Here is a 17899-nt window from a genome sequence, read left to right on the forward strand (position 1 = left end):
AGAGAATGGAGGTGCTATCAATATTCATGGGTAGGGTGATTTGTACATAGTCAGCGTGGAAAGGCAGCATCTTAGTGAAATATGGAAAAAATCTTTTCTCTATGATAAAATGATGCTAAAGGGGGGATTTCCTATGCAAATTGCATTGATAAAAGAGGCAGTCTTGCAGGTGGTATTACGTTATCCGGTCAGCCGTGTTACGCTTTTTGGCTCTCAGGCTGCGGGAACCTCGAAAGAAGACAGTGATGTAGATTTAATTGTGGAATTTTCCCAGCCAGTGTCCTTGCTGACGCTTTCTAGTATGAAATGTGACTTGGAGGAACTGCTCAAGAACAAGGTTGATTTGATACATGGGCCGATTAGGGCGTCGGATATGATTGAAGTCGGGCAGGAGGTTGTCCTGTATGCAGCATAGAGATAAGATTATTTTGCAGAAAATTATTTCAGAGATAAATGTTGGCACAGAAATGCTTGGTAACAGCAACTTGGAAAATTTTTTGCAAAATGAAATGCTTAAAAGAGCTATTGGCATGACTGTCATCAATATCGGCGAATTGATAAAGAATGTAACGGATGAACTGAGGACAGGGTATCCTGATATTCCATGGAAACAAGTGGCTGGATTTCGTGATATCACAGCACATAAATATCAGACTTTGCGTATGGAAGATGTGTACCAGGTGGTAGTGGATGATTTTCCTGTATTGAAAGAACAGTTAAGTGGAATACTTTCTCAAGGGACAGATTAAAATTGTAGTAGTAGAGGGGCTCTCATTTTGCAGATTGTAGGATGGGGGCTTAAGTTTTGGCTGATTTTGCACGATATACATAACAGGATGGAAAAAATTTCGTCCTTGGCAGGATTTTGCTGTTAAGGGGGCGAAGATTAAAAACTATGATTGCTGAAGTTGTTATCGTTGTGAAAGGCGGGACAGGCATGAAGACGTTGGCGTTACAGGGCGGGGAAATTTGTGGCGTTTTTTGTGTGCCTAAACCTGTTCTTTCAGGGAGGACAACTGTCGTTTAGTTATAGCTGTTTATCAACAAGTCAATAACGGTGGATTTGAGCCTTCCTTTAGCGGGACGGCGGGTGTTTTCTGCCCGTCTGCCTGCTGAGGGAAGGCTTTTTCGTTTGTTGATGGGAAAGGAATGAGGCAGGATGAAAAGGAATGACAAGCTTTCACGGAAAGCCCGTTATGGGATATTGGCGGCAATTATGGCCGGCGCCTTCAGCATTATGCCGGCAGCTCAGGCCATGCCCACGGGCGGGGCATCGGGGACGGCCACCATTACGCAAAGCGGTTCCCAAATGGATATTGCCAGCAGTGTTGCCAGCAACTTGCTGACCTGGCAGGATTTTTCCATTGCCAAAGATGAAACCGTAAACTTTGCCGGAGACAACAGTTATCTGAATGTAGTGCTGGGCGCTAACCGTTCCTGACTGCGGCTCAAGATATCACGGTGGACGGCGATAATGTCACGTTTAAGAATGTGGCTGACGTGACGGCACCCAATTCTGCTCCGGCTCCGGCAGCGGTTGTACCCAGTGTCGAAACGGTTGCGCCAGCCGCACCGGAACCTGCTGCAACCCAGGAGGACAACAAACAGGAGGAGAGTGTAGAGACTGCCTCCACCACGGCGACCACTCATGGTGACAGCGACAAGCAGGAAGAAACGGCACAGCCCGTTGGCGAAAAACAGGTAGTGCATAATGTTTTGGATGGCGATGGTATTCTCACCGTGGAAAAGCCCTGCAGAAACTGGGCGGCCCTTTTGATGTGATGCTGAAACTCTTCGGCCAGAAAGCCGCCAGCAACCTGGATAGCAGCGAGCATATCTACTTAGGTGGTGCCAAGGGGATCCGGGCTTACCCGCAGGGCGAAGCCTCCGGTGATGAGGGCATCCTGGGCAATCTGGAACTGCGCTACCATACCCCCGTCAAGGGCTTGACGCTGTCCACCTATTTTGATGCCGGATGGGTAAAAGCCGAAAAATCCGGCAGCAATGCTACCACCCTGAAAGGCTGGGGCCTTGGCCTGACCTACAGCAAGCCCAACGACTGGTTTGCCCGTGTCGACTACGCCCGCCGCATCGGCTTTGCGGACAACCTCTCCCGCGACGCCGAAAGCCGCGGCCGCATTTGGTTCATGGCTGGGAAAATCTTCTAAATCAAAAATAGAAAAGCCCCCTGTCTTTGCATCTTGTGCTGATATGCTCCCTATTAGGTAGACAGAAGAAATAATAAAACTGTCTGCTTGATAGGGAGCATTTTATGTACAAGAAGAGATTATCACCCGAAGAGAAAATCCACTTCATTGAAAAGTATAAACGTGGAGAGGGCAGTTATGCCTCCATAGCCGCGGATGCAGGCGTTGACAGCAGATCCTTCAGGCAATGGGTTCGTAACTATGATGCTTGCGGCCCGGATGTATTCTTCAAACGACATCATCAGCGCTATTCTGTTGAATTTAAGGAAACTGCTATCCACGATTATCTTTCTGGCGTGGATTCACAAGATGCTATATGCCGAAAATACGGACTTCGTTCGCGGAGACAGCTACAAGACTGGATTATGAAGTATAATAGTCACGAGGAACTTAAACCATCCGGTACAGGAGGGAGCACCATCGTGACTAAAGGCAGAAAAACTACATTTGATGAACGGGTATCCATTGTAGAGGATTGCATTGCAAATGGCCGTGATTATGCTTTGACGGCGGAGAAATTCGATGTTTCTTACCAGCAGGTCTATACCTGGGTCAGGAAATATGACCAAAAGGGAATCGAAGGCCTCAAGGACGGCAGAGGCCGCAGGAAGCCTGAGTCTGAGATGAACGAGCTGGAACGGCTCAGATATGAAAACCGCATGCAGAAGGCTCAGTTGCTACAAAAGCAGATGGAGATAGATTTTCTAAAAAAACTCGAGGAATTGGAAAGGCGGTGATACTAGACAGAACTCGTAATACGGCTGCCTACCGGGCGATACTGGAGCTCAGCAGTATCTGTAAGGATTATCCAGTCAAGGCGTTATGCAGGTTGGGCCGTGTAACCAGGGCTGCGTATTACAAATGGCTTCACAGGAAGCTGGGACAAAACGAAGAAACGAACCAGAAGCTTGCTGCCCTGGCAGAATCAATCCATAAGGAGCATCCAGATATGGGCTACCGAAGGATTCGAGATAAGATTGAGCATGACCATGGCCTGCATGCTAATGACAAGCGTATCCTGCGTATATGCCGCAAGAAGAGACTGCGCTCCGTAATAAAAGGACGTCACAACTGTTGCACCAGGCCTGCTGTTGATCCATACTATACAGCAGAGAATGTGCTCAACAGGGATTTCCATGCAGATAAATACAACCAGAAATGGGTTACGGATGTGACCGAATTCAAGTACTTTCCTGAATACGGAACCGTTAAAAAGGTATATCTGAGTGCCATCCTTGACCTCTGTGATCGCCGGCCTGTTGCCTATGTTATTGGTGACAGCAACAATAACCAGTTGGTATTCCAAACCTTTGACAAAGCTCTTGAAGCCAATCCAGGGGCACATCCCTTGTTTCATAGTGACCGTGGCTTTCAGTACACCAATAAGTTGTTCCGCGCCAAAATTGAACAGGCCGGTATGACACAAAGCATGTCCCGTGTAGCACATTGCCTAGACAATGGCCCCATGGAAGGCTTCTGGGGTATCTTGAAGCGCGAGATGTACTACAGGCGCAGATTTACTTCCCGGCAAGAGTTGGTTGAGTCAATTGAGGAATATATAAGATATTACACTTATGACAGACCACAGCGTCATTTAGGCATACGAACCCCAAGTGAGTACCACGAAAAACTGGTTGGAGCTGCATGAAAAAAGCTGCTCGCATTAGTTGCGAGCAGCAATGAATATTTTTATTTTTTTACCTGTCCACTTGACGGGGAGCACACCATGCTGGGCGGGGGCCTTTGCTATACTGTCTTATGGTGGCATTATGAAGAGAGGGGGCTGTTTATGGAGGAGCAGGATTTTCGCCGTATTGCGGAAGTCAGTTATTTGAATACGGACAATACCTGGCGCTATCGCTCTATTTTGCATTTTTGCTTTAAGCGTCATGAACATATGCAGACCTATGTTTATCCTGAGGATATTTTTCACGAGCTGAAAAAGGATCCTCATTTTCAGGCGTATACCTTCGAGCAGTTGGAGCAGGATCTTGCTACGCTGGTGGGCTGGAAAAACCTTATTCCCCATCAGGAAACAGGACGTTCCAAGAGCATTGCGGACTTTAAGAAGAAACGCTATCGCTATCAATGCACGCCTTATACGGTGGAGATTGAGCGCATGGTGGAGAAATTACAATCCCTGGGCACGGAGTTTAGCGGTTCACTGGAAACCACTCAGTTTGACCGCATTCTGCGCGCCTTACGGGATTTTTTAGTGTCCGGGCAGGAACTTACATCGAAGGAACTGAATCAGACCTGGGTGGATCTGGAGCATTATTTCCATACACTGGTGCAGAATTCTTCCGATTATCTGGCCCATCTGAAGAGCGCCAAGGTGGAAGAACGGATGCAGACCACAGCCTTTGTAGTGTATAAGGATCGTTTTACCAAATATCTGCAGACTTTTGTCATTGGCCTGCAGCGGTCGGCCAAGCGGATGGAAAATCTCTTTCAGGGCAGCACGTCTGAGCAGGAGGCAGCCTTATTTTCACGGCTGACGGATTATCAGCTGTCCATTCCCCGGCTGGGGGAGGAGAAGAGCCGGGAAACCTACATGGAAGATTATCAGGAGAGTTTTCTGGTTATGCGGGAATGGTTTATGGGCAACAGTTATCGGGAAAGCGAGCTGTCAGCCCTGTCCAAGGAAACGGTGGACACCATCCGCCGCATTACGAAATTTGCCCAGCGGTTGGCGGAACAGCATCAGACCTTCCGCAGCCGCAAGGCTGAGTATATCCAATTAGCGCGTTGGTTCTCCCATCTCTCCAGCAAGGAGGAGGCGGATTGCCTCAGTGCCGTGGCCTTTGGCCCTGCCGGCGGGCGGCATTTCTATGGGGAAAGCCGGGAAATGGAGGATATGAACAGCCATATCCAGGATGAAGCGCCGACGAGGATTGAGATGAAGCCACGGGTGAGCACCTATCGGGAACGTCAGCGGCAGGTACCCATCCGGCAGTATGCTGCGGCTAAGGAAGAAGCCCGTCAGCAGCATCTGGCCCAGCAGGAAAAGCTGGCAGCGGTGATGAATGGCCTGGCCGCTGATGGCGTAATCGATTTTGCCTCGCTGCCTGTTATCAGCCGCGAGGCGCGGCAGATGCTGCTGAGCTGGGTGGCCCGTGCTTTGCAGCGCAATCCTGTGCGCACAGAACTGGGCAGCACGGTGGAACTTATCTATGACCGGCAGGCGAAAGGGCGCATTACCCTGCACTGCGAGGATGGTGAATTCTCATTGCCTCCCATGAAGTTTCGGCTGCAGAAAGGAAACGGATAACAGATGGCAATTACAGGCGGACAGGATGAACTCCGGCAGGCCGCCCAGCTGCTTGTGGAAAACCGCTGGGTAACCCGCAAGGACATGCCCGATGAATATTTACTGGTACGCCGTAACGAAAAAGCGCTGCGGCAATTTTTCCGTGACAAATGCGGCTGGCCTCTGCTGGTAACGCCGCAGTTTTACAAATTGGAGAAAATCCCCGCCAATCCCCGGTCTTTTATGGGCATAGAGGCCATGCAGAGTGTGGAGGATTATGTGCTGCTGGCCTGCGTCATGGCTTTTATGGAGGAATATGAGGCCGGCGGGCAGTTCCTGCTGGGGGATTTGGCTGAGGCATTGCTTTCCTATTATCCAGAGGATGCTTATACTCCTAAGTTGAATTGGGAATCCTACAACTGGCGCAAGTCTCTGATCCGGGTGCTGAAATATCTGGCCGATGAGGGAATCCTGCAGATTGTGGATGATGAAAGCGTGGCCTTTTTGAGTCAGGGCTATGGCAGCGATGGCAATATTGCCGGCGAGGCACTCTATGAGGTGACGACATTGGCCCGGTACTTCCTGCGGAATTTCCCCCAGGAATTGGGGGCCTATGACAGCCTGGCAGAACTGGGGGCGGCGGATTTCATGCCGGAGATTGATGAGGAGGCCACGGCTCTGCGGCAGCGGCGGCACAGGCTATATCGGGAAGTGCTCTTAAGTCCTGTGTACTATCGGGATACAGAGTCGGAAGGGGATTTCCTCTATCTGCGCAAGCGCCATGGCCGGCTGGAAGAGGCGATGCTGGAATGGTTCGGCCTCCATGTGGAACTTTATCAGGATGCCGTGATGGCGGTTTCCCATGAGCAGTCATCCTGGGTCAAGGACAGTTTCCCGGTCCGGTTCCGGGGGCTTCATGATGTGTTGTTGCATTTTGCCCATTATTGGCGAGAGGTTTCGCCACAGGTGACTTCCCTGAGCAAAACGGAATGGCAGGTGCATATGGAGAAATTGCAGGCGGCTGTGGGCCACGGCTGGACCAAGGAATACCGGGAAATGAGCGTCAAGCGACTGGCGGAGAATGTGCTGGCGGAAATGACGGCCTGGGGCATGGCCAAAGTGGCAGAGGATGGCCTGATTACATTATTGCCGGCCCTGCTGCGCTATGATGGCAGCTATCCCACAGATTATCAGCCAGGCAAGAGTGCCAAGCGGGGCAAAACGGAGGACAAGGAATGAGCGACAATCGTTGGCAGGCCTATCGGGCAGGCATTTTGAATTATTGGTATTATGATGAGGCGGAGTTTTACTTTGCCGATGGCAGGCTGCTTTTGCGGGGCAGCAACGGTTCTGGCAAGTCCGTTACCATGCAGAGCCTGATTACGGTGCTGCTGGATGGCGTGAAGAGGGCGGATCGTCTGGACAGCTTTGGTTCCAAATCCCGTACCATGGATGATTATCTGTTGGGGGAAAAGGAAATCAGCGAATACGAGGAACGTACTGGCTATCTTTATCTGGAATACAAGCGGGCAAATAGTGAGCAGTACATCACCACAGGCATTGGCCTTCATGCCCGCCGGGGCAATTCCAAGGTGGACTTTTGGGGCTTTGTGCTGCAGAATGGCCGCCGTATCGGCGAGGATCTGTCTCTCTATCATCTGACGAAGAACCCGGAAACGGGAGAAGAACAGAAGATTCCCTTGACCCGTCGGGAATTGGAAAATGCCATCGGCCAGGACGGCCGGGTGACCACGGAGCAGCGGGAATACATGGCCATGGTGAATCAGTATGTCTTTGGCTATGAGGATATCCGCAAATACGAGGAATTGATGAAGCTGCTCATTCAGCTGCGCAGTCCGAAATTATCCCGGGATTTCAAGCCCAGTGTCATCTATGAGATTTTGAATGCCTCTCTGCCTACCCTTTCGGATGAGGATTTGCGGCCTTTGGCGGAGACGCTGGAAAATATGGAAAAGACCAGGCTGGCCATCGAACAGCTCAAGCGGGAGCGGGGGGCCTTTCAGAATATCTGCCGAGCGTATACCGCCTATAATACGGCGGTGCTGGCAGAGCGGGCTTTGGCTGAGGCCGATTGCCAGAAGGCCCTCAAGCGTCTGAACAAGCAGGCGGAGGCCCAGCAGGAGGAACTGCTGGCGGCAGAAAAACAGGCGGCAGAGGCCAGTGAGCGGTTGCAGAGCCTGACGGTGGAAGAAGAAGCCCTGCGGCAGGAACAGGCCAGCCTGCAGGAGCATGAAGCCTATAAGGCTGCCGAAAGGAAAAAGGAAGCAGAATTGCAGCTGGCTAAAGAGCAGGCCGAGAAACAGCGCAAGGATGACAGCCTACTGGAAAAACGCCGGCGGGAACTGTCTCTGCAGGAGCAGATGCGGCAGGAAGAGGCTGATCTGGCCCAATTGGAAAAACAGGTGGCCGATATTCTGGAGGATTTGACGGATCTGGCGGAGCAGGCGGACTTTGACAGCCACGCCGCTTTTCAGGAGGGCTTCCAGCTGTCCTCGCCGGATTGTGAGGAGCATTTCCGCCTCTGGCGCCGGGAACGGCAGAATCAGCTGCAGAGCCTGCAGAAACTGCATAAGCAGATGCTGCAGTATGAGCAGTCGTTGGAAAAGCTGCAGCAATGGGAGCAGGAACTGGGCGAGGAAAACCGCCGGCTGGATCAGTACCGCCATGAAGAAGACCGGCTGACAGAAATGCTGGCCCAGGAACGGGAACAGCTGGTCAAGGCCTTCTATGAATGGAAAGACCGCTGGCAGGCCCTGCTGTCAATGGACAAAGACGCAGAAATCCGCCTGGCTGGCAGTTTGCGGGAACTTTTTGGCACAACCTCCTGGCTGGATATCCAGAATCAACTGGGAACCATTGTCAGCGAAAAGCAGCGCAGCCTGAATGCAGCTATCGGCAAGGTGGAGCTGAATAAGCAGGAACTGACCGGTCAGCTGGCCGAAGCGCAGGCAGAACTGGCAAGCCTGCGTCAGACAAAGGAGGCTGAACCGGAACTGCAGGAAGCCTGGGCAGCTGCCCGTCAGGAACTGACAGCCCAGGGCATCGCCTATGTGCCCTTATACGAAGCCACGGAGTACAGAAGCACGGTTTCCCCGGCCATGCGGGAACGGCTGGAATCGGCATTGCTGGAAGCTGGCTTGCTGAACTCTCTGCTGCTGGCTTCCAATGAGGCGGCGCAAAAACTGCCGGAATCCATGCGGGGCACGGTGCTCTTCAGCGGCGAGCCAGTGATGCTGGCTGAATCCCTGCTGGATTATCTGGAACCTGTGCCCGGGGAGAGCGGTATCGCCAGGGAACGCATTGCTGACGTTTTGGGCAGCATTGCCATCAGCAGTGAAGTATACGGCAAGGGCAATGGCATTGCCCTGAATGTGGTGGATGGAGCTTATCGGCTCGGTACACTGGCAGGACGGGCAGCCCAGCGCCCGGCGGCGCTCTTTATCGGCAAGCAGGCCCGGGAAAATTACCGCCGTCAGCAGATTGCCGCTAAGGAAGCAGAAATTGCCGGCTTGCAGGCAGAGCTTGCCCATGTGCAGGAGCAGGAAAGCAGCCTGCTGGCTGAAAATGACTGCCTGCTGAAGGCTCGGGAGGATTTCCCGAATCAGCAGGAGGTACAGTCGGTTTATGATGAACTGCGCAGCCGGGAACGGGATATTGAACGACAGCAGCACAGGCTGGGTGAACTGGCGGACAGGCAGAAGAAGTTGACACTGGAACTGCGGGACGAACGGGCCGGAATCATTGCTGAGCGTGGCGATACGGGGCTGGCGTTTTCCGCCATTGCCTATGAGGAAGCTTTGGCAGCCCTCCACGATTATGGCGAAGTATGGCACAAGCTCACTCTTATGCAGGCTAACTATGCCCATAGTGCGGAGCTGTTCCGGCAGCAGAGTCAGGAGGCAGAATATGTCCGGGAGGAAGTGGATGCCCTCAAGGGGGAACTGCTGGACAAGGATATGAATATCGCCCGGCTGGAGAAGAATATCTCTGCCCTGCAGGAGCAGCTGACCCGGATGGATGCGGCGGCCATTGAAGCCTGCATTGCCGAAGTGGTGGAACGCCTCAGGCATATCCCCCAGGAAATCCGGCAGGTATCCCAGCTGTTGGGACAGAATGAAAGCAGCCGGCAGATATTGGCTAGTCAGCTGGAGCAAAGCCGGCGCCGGCAGCAGGTCTATGGAAAGCTGCTGGTTTTATGGCAGAAACTTCTGCAGGCTGAGCAGAAGCGGGGCTTTGTGGATTTGGACAAGAAGAATCTGCGGGAGCTTATGCAGGCCCGGCAAAAGAGCCGTGACAACAAGACCCTGCATTCTCTGGCCCAGGATGTGGAAAGCCAGTATGCCAGACAGCGGGATGAAATTGCTGAGTACCGCTTATCCCTGCGGGAAAATGTGGACGAACTGGGCGATTTGCCGGAAATTTCCCCGGAAGATGAGGAGATTTTCCTGCCCCGTCTGGATACCCTGCGGGATTATGCGGTGCGGCAGCTGGCTTTGACTGAGGCCGGCGGCAAGCCGTTGAGCCCCTATGAGCAGCTCCAGCAGCTCAAGGACCATCTGCTGGAACAGGAAAGCCTGCTGTCCGAGCAGGACAAGCGGATCTATCAGGAGATCATCCTCAACAGCATCGGTCGCACCATCAGCGAAAAGATCTACGGTGCAGAGGATTGGATCAAGAAGATGAACAAGCTCATGGGCAAAAGCGAAACCTCCAGTGCCCTGCGGTTCCGGCTGGAATGGAAGCCTCTTACGGGCGAGGATGATAACGAGCTGGACACGGCCGAACTGGTGGAACTCTTGCACAGCGATCCGGAATTGATGAAGGAAGCAGACATGAAGCGGCTGGAGAAACATTTTTCCTCCCGGATACGGCGGGCCAGGGAAGAGGCTCAGCTGCAGGAAAAGGATGCAGATGCCTTTCAGGCTTCGGTGCGGGAACAGCTGGATTACCGGCAGTGGTTCCGCTTCCGTCTCTATTATGACAAGGGTGAGCAGATTCAGCGGCGGGAACTTACGGACAAGGCATTCTTCCGCTTCAGTGGCGGCGAAAAGGCCATGGCCATGTATGTGCCCTTGTTTTCGGCGGCTTATTCCCGCTATCTGGATGCCGGCAAGGATGCGCCCCGTCTGATTACGTTGGATGAGGCTTTTGCCGGGGTGGACGAGCAGAATATGCGGGATATGTTCCGGCTGGTGGAGCAGATGGGCTTCAACTACATCATGAACTCCCAGGCCATCTGGGGCGATTATGATGTGGTGCCCAGCCTCAATATCTATGAGCTGCTGCGTCCTCTGAATGCCAATTATGTATCGGTGCTGGGCTATCATTGGAATGGCCATAGCCGTAATGTGATGTTGGAGGATAGCCGTGAAGGATAAGCTGGCAGCGGAAGCGGCGGCGTATTTTAAAGGTCATGCAATATTGCTGGCGTTGGCGAAAGAGTTTTGCTGCAAGTATCGCAGTCTGGGCCATTTCGGCGGGCGGGTGTCCCTGACTGCGCTTACGGTGGAGGAACAGCGATCTTTAGCGGCCTTCCTGCGCCGCAAGTTTGGTGAAGCAGATTCCGTGTCTTATAAGGAATTTTCCGCAGCCTGGGAGAAAACCCGTTTCGGGAGCATTCCCTTGCCGGATTTCCTGCTTTCCCTGATGCCCGGGAATTTCATCACCAAGCGGGAAGAACGGCAGCAGGAACAGGCGAAACGGCAGGAAATCATGGACAGGCTGCTGGCAAAATACCCGGCTGGACCTGCCAGGCGCTGGTTGCAGGCTTTGGCCCAGGGAAATCTTCATCTGTTTGCCAAAGAATTATATCAGCAGGAAGATGTTCTGGCTACGGTGGCCTGCGCTTTAGCAATGCTGCCCGCCAAATATGAGCGGTTGCCCCTGTTTGCCAACCGGGTGGCGCAAAATCCCCATGCATTGGATTTTGACCGTACCGAGGGACGGCTTTTCTTGCAGGCTCTGGCCTTTTTGCAGGGGGAGAACGTTCCATCTGCTGCTGACGCACGCACAGAGCTGCTGTATAAATACCGCCTGATCCGTGACGATATCCTGAACTTTGCCACGGTTTACGGCTTGAAGGCCTACGGCGAAGATGGCGGAGAAATAGCCTATTGGCGGGAGGCGGCCAATAGCTATGCTCCTTTGAACGTGCCTCTGCGGGAAATTGCAGCCGCTGAGCGAATCCTGCCGGTGGAGGGGAATGCCGATACGGTCTATATCGTAGAGAATTCCGGCGTGTTCTCCACCTTGCTGGACGGATTGCAGGCTCGGCAAAAGTCTGTGCCATTGGTGGCCCTCCATGGACAGCTGAAGGCTGCTTCCTGGGCATTGCTGGATCGTCTGGCCGCAAGTGGCATCCGCCTGCTCTATGCCGGGGATTTCGACCCGGAAGGACTGAGCATTGCCAGCCATATCCTGAATCGCTACGAAGGAGCCGCCCTCTGGCATATGTCTGTGAACGAGTACGCCCAGGCCAATCTGCTCCTGCCGGAAAACCGGCTGAAAAAACTGCCCACAAGCGATCACCCGCAGCTGACGCCCTTGGTGGCAGCCATGCGGCAAGAACAAAAGGTGCTGTATCAGGAAAGTTTGCTCCAGGAACTGCAGGCCGATTTGTGGAAGAAGTAAAAGCGGGCGAATTTATAGTAGAAGTCCTGGCCAATGTCAATGAGTGGACATGGACGTCTCTGGTTTATTGCCGGGAAAGTATTCTGATAGAAGATAGGCAAACCCTTGTCATGATTAGAGGTCAGTGACGAGGGCATGTTTTTGGGGGGCTTTTTAAAATCGTTATGTGAATAGTAAAAACTTTCTATATAAAGCAGGTTTTTGTCACTGCTGGAGCGAAAAAATACCCATGGAAATTGTGGGCTTTGTAACCAGGAAGGCAGTGGACAGGAAAGTTTCTCGTCCCTTTTGTGAGATTAGAGAAAGGATTTTTATCATGAAACTGCAAACCAAGGCGATCATACTGCTGAACATCTTTATCGTAGCGACCTGCCTATGCCTGGGATTCCTGGGCTACCGCAGTGCAGACATTGGCTTTGATGAGGCTTTGCGGATGAAGGCTTACTCCAATGTAGTTTCCTTCCTGGAACTGGTGGAACATCGCCATCCGGGAAAATGGCAGATCAAGGGCAGTGAGCTTTACAAGGGCGATTACAAAATCAATGGGGATGAAGATTTGGTAGATGATCTGGGAAAGGTTTGCAATGGACATGTGACCATCTTCCTGGGGGATACGCGCGTGGCGACAACGGTAAGGAATGAAGGCGGCTCCCGTGCCGTCAACACCAAGTGCTCTGCTGCCGTGGCGGAAAAGGTCTTGCAGAAAGGTGAGTTCTTCGTAGGCGAGGCCAATGTATTAGGGGAAGATTACCAGAGCGCTTATGAGCCCATCAAGGATACCCAGGGCAAGATCATCGGCATGCTGTATGTGGGGCTGTCTGACAGTGAGTTTGATGGCATCCGCGCCGGCTTCTTGAGCTCGGTTTTGCTGACCATGGTGATCATCCTGATCTTGTCCGGAATTGTGTCCTATTATATTATTGGCAAGGCCCTGCAGCCTATGGCTGCTTTGACGGAAGGGCTGCAGCGCATTGCTGATGGCGACCTGCGGGGGGCACCTGTGCCCGTACAGTCCAGCGACGAGATCGGTCAGCTGACTGCCTGCGGCAATGATATGCAGGAACGGCTGGGGAACCTTATCCGGAATGTGGCGGATTCGGTGCAGACCGTATCGGCTGCTGCCGAAGAGCTTACTGCCAGTGCCATGCAGACCACGGATACGGTGCAGAGCGTGGCAGACAGTACGGTTCATATGAGTGAAGGGGCTGCCCGGCAGGCAGAGATCATCAATACGCTGGAAGCTGAGACCGAGGAAATGTCCAAGAAGGTAGAGGCCTTGGCTGCCAGTGCCAAGACCATGCGGCAGGCATCCCAGCTCAGTCAGGAACGGGCCAGAACGGGCGGGCAGAGTGTCGGCCAGGCTGTGAAGCAGATTCAGCAGATTGCCGAACAGGTGGCAAGCTCGGCTCAGGTAGTGGCAGCCTTGGGTAAGCGTTCCGATGAAATCGGCGCCATTGTGGATACGATTTCCACCATTTCCGAACAGACCAACCTGCTGGCCCTGAATGCTGCCATCGAGGCCGCCCGTGCCGGGGAAGCCGGAAGAGGTTTTTCCGTGGTGGCAGACGAGGTGCGCAAGCTGGCCGAGCAGTCCAGTGAGGCGGCGGGCAATATCTCTCAGCTTATCGTGGCGATTCAGAATGATACCCAGCAGGCTGTGAACGCCATTGAGGAAGGCAACCGCAATGTGTCAGAAGGGGCCAAGACCATTGCCTCCACGGGTGAAGCCTTCAAGGATATCGAACGACAGGTGGATATCCTGGACAATCATATCAAGGAATCCCTGACGCATATTCAGGTAGTGGAGAAAACCAGCCGCGATATCCTTGCTTCCATGGGCAATGTCCAGACACAGAGCCGTCAGTTTGAAGAGGAAGCTCAGAGCATTTCCGCTGCTACGGAACAGCAGGCAGCTACCATGCATGAGGTTTCCGATTCCAGCCATCAGCTGGCTAAACTTGCTCAGAGCATGCAGGATGAAGTCACGAAATTCAAGGTGTAAAAGCAGATTTTCCGTTGCATTCCGCAGGCCTTTATGCTACAATCTTATGTATTGTAGCAATGAACAAGAAGAGTAAATCTTGCGCGGTTTTCACAGAGAGTTTCCGTTGGTGGGAAGGAAACAAAGCCCGGGATTGAAAGTTCGCTTGGGAGCTTTTCGGAGGAAATGCCGGACGTAGGACTGCGTTAAAGTCATTGAGTGAGAAATCAGGGTGGTACCGCGAAATTCAGCCTTCGCCCCTCGTGCACATATTTTGTGCAGGGGCGAGGGCTTTTATATTGTCATCAATCAGGAGGTAAAAATGGAAGAAAAGATTGCTGAGCTGAAGGCTGCGGCCGCAGCTGAAGTCAAAGCTGCCGCAGATATGACGGCGCTGAATGATATCCGTGTAAAATACTTAGGCAAGAAGGGCGAGTTCACCGCTATCCTGCGTGGCATGGGCAGCCTGTCCGCCGAAGAACGTCCGAAGGTGGGCAAGATTGTCAACGTAGCCAAGGCTGAGATTGAAGGGCTGATTGGCCAGCAGACCGGCGAACTCAAGGCCCAGGAAATGAAAAAGCGTCTGGCCAGCGAAAAAATCGATGTGACGTTGCCGGGCCGCACGGTGCCTCAAGGCCATCTGCATCCGCTGACGCTGACCATGCAGCGCATCAAGGACATCTTTGTTCACATGGGCTTCAGCGTGGAAGAGGGCCCGGAAATCGAGCGGGATTACTTCAACTTTGAAGCGCTGAACCTGCCCAAGGACCATCCGGCCCGCGATATGCAGGATTCCTTCTATATCACCGATGAAATCCTCATGCGTTCCCAGACCTCTCCGGTACAGGCACGCACCATGCAGGCCAACGAACCGAATAAGCCAATCCGCATGATTGCCCCGGGCCGCGTTTATCGCCGTGATGAATACGATGCCACCCATTCTCCCATGTTCACCCAGGTGGAAGGCCTTGTCATCGACAAGGGCATCAGCTTTGCTGACCTCAAGGGCACGCTGGAGCTCTTCCTCCATCAGATCTTCAACGAAAACGTGGGCGTGCGCTTCCGTCCCAGCTTCTTCCCCTTCACGGAGCCTTCTGCAGAGGTGGATATCTCCTGCGTTATGTGCCATGGCGAAGGCTGCAAGGTCTGCAAGGGCACGGGCTGGCTGGAAATCCTCGGCGCCGGCATGGTTCATCCCCATGTGTTGGAAATGAGCGGCTATGACCCGAAGGTGGTCAGCGGCTTTGCTTTCGGTCTGGGCGTTGAGCGTATCGCCATGCTGTCCTACGGCATCGACGACTTGCGCCTGTTCTACGACAATGACGTGCGCTTCTTGCAGCAGTTCTAAGTTGTAAGTTGTTTTATAGGGAGGATACATAATGCAGGTTTCCATTAAATGGTTGAACGATTATATAGATTTCAAGGAAACGGCGGAAGAACTGGCCGATAAATACACCATGGCCGGTGTCCCCGTGGAAAATGTCATCCGGGCTGACGAAGGCCTGGACAAGGTGGTGACGGGCCGCATCGAAAAGCTGGAAGCCCATCCTGATTCCGACCATCTGCAGATTTGTCAGATGAATGTTGGTGAGCAGGAACTTATTCAGATCATCACCGGTGCCCAGAATGTAGCCGAAGGCCAGATTGTGCCCGTGGCTATGGTAGGCGCTCATCTGCCCAACGGCCTGCACATCAAGAAGGGCAAGCTGCGCGGCCTGCCCTCCAACGGCATGTTGTGCTCCGCTGAAGAGCTCAAGATGGACCTCACGAAACTCACCGACGAGGAAAAAGACGGCATCTACATCTTGCCCGCTGATACGCCGGTAGGTGTGCCCGCCAAAGACGTGCTGGGCCTTGATGATGTGGTACTGGAATTCGAGCTTACCGCCAACCGTGCGGACTGCTTCAGCGTTTTCGGTCTCGTAAGAGAAGCTGCCATCCTCACGGGCAACGAGCCGAAATACCCGGAAATCACCGTGAAAGAAGACGATGAGGCCAAGGCTGCTGACATGATCAAGATCGGCATCGACAGCGACCTCTGCAGCCGCTTTGCTGCCCGCGTCATCAAGAACGTGAAGATTGGTCCCTCTCCGGAATGGATGCAGCAGCGTCTCGAAGGTGCGGGCATCCGCGCTATCAACAACGTGGTGGACGTGACCAACTTCGTCATGGTGGAACTGGGCCAGCCCATGCACGCTTATGACTATGATGAAATTACTGGCCACAGCCTCACGGCCCGCCTGGCTAAAGAGGGTGAAAACCTCCATACGCTGGATGACAGCTCCCGTATTGCCAAGGGCACGGAGCTCGTCATCGCTGATGCGGAAAAGCCCGCCGGCCTTGCCGGTGTCATGGGCGGTCTGGAATCCGAAGTGACGGAAAAGACTACGACCATCGTGCTGGAAGCTGCTTCTTTCAACGGTGCCAGCATCCGCCGCACTTCCCGTGGCTGCGGCCTGCACTCTGAGGCTTCTGGCCGTTTCGAACGCGGTGTGGATGTGACGGCTATTCCCCGCGCCCTCGACCGTGCCTGCCAGCTCTTGCAGGAAATGGGCGCCTGCACCGTAACCCAGGGCATGGTGGACGTTTATCCCGCTCCCCAGCAGGAAACGGAAATCGCCTACACGGCTGAGCAGATCAATGCTCGCTTGGGTACGCAACTTTCCGCTGCCAAGATGATGGAAATCCTCACGAGCCTGGGCTTCGTGGTACGGACGGAAGGGGATGGCTTTGTGGCCAAGGTTCCCTCCTGGCGCAATGACTGCACCTGCATGGAAGACCTCTCCGAGGAAATCTCCCGCATCTACGGCTTCGACAATATCGCACCGACCCTGCCCTGGGGTGCTGTGATGCAGGGCAAGCAGAGCCCGCGTCAGGACTTCATCGACAAGATCAAGGAAGTCCTCGTCGGTCTGGGTATGACGGAGGAGCTGTCCTTCAGCTTCACCAATACGGATTTGCTGGATAAGATGCTGGTGCCTGCTGACAGCGAACTGCGTAAGGCTGTGCCCATCATGAACCCGCTGACGGATGATTATCCGTTGGTGCGCACGAGCCTTCTGACCTCCATCATGGAGAACGCTGTACGCAACTTCTCACGCAAGAACATGGACCTGCGTCTTTTCGATGTGGCTCCTGTGTTCTTCCCGAAGCAGTTGCCGGTAACCGAGCAGCCCGATGAAGTCATCAAGCTCGTTGGCCTGATGACAGGCCGCCGCAATATGGTGGGCTGGAACCAGACGAATGATGTGATTGACTTCTACGATATGAAGGGGCTGGTGGAAGAGCTGCTTGCCAGCCTTTCCATTTCCAAGTACACCGTGGAAGCCGGCGAACACTTCGCCCTGCATCCGGGCAAGACGGCGCTCTTCAAGAAGGGCCGTGAAGTCATCGCTACCATCGGCGAACTGCACCCGCAGGCTGCGGAAAACTTTGGCATCAAGCAGAAGGTCTACCTCTTCGAGATGGATGTGGAAGTGCTCATGAAGTACACCGCCAAGAACTTCCATTTTGACAGCCTGCCGAAATTCCCCGCAACTTCCCGCGACCTCGCCATTGTGGTGGATACGGATGCTGAAGCTGGTAAGATTGAACAGGTCATCACGAAGAACGGCGGCAAGTACTTCAAGTCCGTGACGCTCTTTGACGTCTACACTGGCGAGCATGTGGCCGAGGGCAAGAAGAGTCTGGCCTTCAATCTCCAGTTCCAGTCCAAGGACAAGACGCTGACCGATGAAGAAGCCGATACGGCTTTCAACAACATCCTCAAGGCGGTGGAAAAACAGTTTGGTGCCGAATTGCGTGCCTAAG

Annotated in this window: 14 protein-coding genes and 1 other annotated feature; all 14 genes read left to right on the plus strand. The window is 53.4% G+C overall.

Annotated elements, in window-relative coordinates:
- Window positions 1-133: 133 nt before the first annotated feature.
- The 14 genes from SELR_RS04650 to pheT all read left to right on the plus strand — a co-directional run bounded on the left by SELR_RS04650 (window position 134) and on the right by pheT (window position 17898).
- Window positions 134-415: a nucleotidyltransferase family protein gene (locus SELR_RS04650; protein ID WP_014424047.1), complete on the plus strand. Its 282-nt coding sequence runs from the start codon at window positions 134-136 to the stop codon at window positions 413-415.
- On the plus strand, window positions 405-749 hold the full coding sequence (locus tag SELR_RS04655; RefSeq protein WP_014424048.1) for a HepT-like ribonuclease domain-containing protein: 345 nt from the start codon (window positions 405-407) through the stop codon (window positions 747-749). The genes SELR_RS04650 and SELR_RS04655 overlap by 11 nt, the downstream gene beginning before the upstream one ends.
- Before the next feature lie 410 nt (window positions 750-1159).
- A complete protein-coding gene (locus tag SELR_RS04660; RefSeq protein ID WP_014424049.1) occupies window positions 1160-1441 on the plus strand; it encodes a hypothetical protein in 282 nt (93 codons plus the stop codon).
- A gap of 20 nt (window positions 1442-1461) precedes the next feature.
- On the plus strand, window positions 1462-1782 hold the full coding sequence (locus SELR_RS04665) for a hypothetical protein (RefSeq protein ID WP_041914265.1): 321 nt from the start codon (window positions 1462-1464) through the stop codon (window positions 1780-1782).
- The gene (locus SELR_RS04670) at window positions 1782-2168 is read left to right on the plus strand and encodes a ShlB/FhaC/HecB family hemolysin secretion/activation protein (RefSeq protein ID WP_014424050.1); all 387 of its coding nucleotides are present in this window, start codon (window positions 1782-1784) and stop codon (window positions 2166-2168) included. The genes SELR_RS04665 and SELR_RS04670 overlap by 1 nt, the downstream gene beginning before the upstream one ends.
- A gap of 104 nt (window positions 2169-2272) precedes the next feature.
- On the plus strand, window positions 2273-2944 hold the full coding sequence (locus tag SELR_RS04675; RefSeq protein ID WP_014423436.1) for a helix-turn-helix domain-containing protein: 672 nt from the start codon (window positions 2273-2275) through the stop codon (window positions 2942-2944).
- Window positions 2941-3855, plus strand: coding sequence for an IS3 family transposase (locus SELR_RS04680; protein WP_014423437.1), 915 nt, complete (start codon window positions 2941-2943; stop codon window positions 3853-3855). Before SELR_RS04675 ends, SELR_RS04680 begins: the two co-directional genes overlap by 4 nt.
- 141 nt (window positions 3856-3996) lie before the next feature.
- Window positions 3997-5478, plus strand: coding sequence for a TIGR02677 family protein (locus SELR_RS04685; protein ID WP_014424051.1), 1482 nt, complete (start codon window positions 3997-3999; stop codon window positions 5476-5478).
- Window positions 5479-5481: 3 nt separating this feature from the next.
- A complete protein-coding gene (locus tag SELR_RS04690; protein WP_014424052.1) occupies window positions 5482-6696 on the plus strand; it encodes a TIGR02678 family protein in 1215 nt (404 codons plus the stop codon).
- Entirely contained in the window at window positions 6693-10856 is a 4164-nt protein-coding gene (locus SELR_RS04695) for a TIGR02680 family protein (protein ID WP_014424053.1), read from the plus strand. Before SELR_RS04690 ends, SELR_RS04695 begins: the two co-directional genes overlap by 4 nt.
- Complete coding sequence (locus SELR_RS04700; RefSeq protein WP_014424054.1) at window positions 10846-12108, plus strand: TIGR02679 family protein; 1263 nt, start codon at window positions 10846-10848, stop codon at window positions 12106-12108. Before SELR_RS04695 ends, SELR_RS04700 begins: the two co-directional genes overlap by 11 nt.
- Before the next feature lie 316 nt (window positions 12109-12424).
- On the plus strand, window positions 12425-14110 hold the full coding sequence (locus SELR_RS04705; protein ID WP_014424055.1) for a methyl-accepting chemotaxis protein: 1686 nt from the start codon (window positions 12425-12427) through the stop codon (window positions 14108-14110).
- A 50-nt stretch (window positions 14111-14160) separates the two neighbouring features.
- Window positions 14161-14354: a binding site (T-box leader), on the plus strand.
- A gap of 57 nt (window positions 14355-14411) precedes the next feature.
- Complete coding sequence (pheS, locus tag SELR_RS04710) at window positions 14412-15437, plus strand: phenylalanine--tRNA ligase subunit alpha (protein WP_014424057.1); 1026 nt, start codon at window positions 14412-14414, stop codon at window positions 15435-15437.
- A 31-nt stretch (window positions 15438-15468) separates the two neighbouring features.
- On the plus strand, window positions 15469-17898 hold the full coding sequence (gene pheT, locus SELR_RS04715; RefSeq protein ID WP_014424058.1) for a phenylalanine--tRNA ligase subunit beta: 2430 nt from the start codon (window positions 15469-15471) through the stop codon (window positions 17896-17898).
- Window position 17899: the final 1 nt, after the last annotated feature.

It is taken from the genome of Selenomonas ruminantium subsp. lactilytica TAM6421 (genome assembly GCF_000284095.1).
Lineage (GTDB): Bacteria > Bacillota > Negativicutes > Selenomonadales > Selenomonadaceae > Selenomonas_A > Selenomonas_A lactilytica.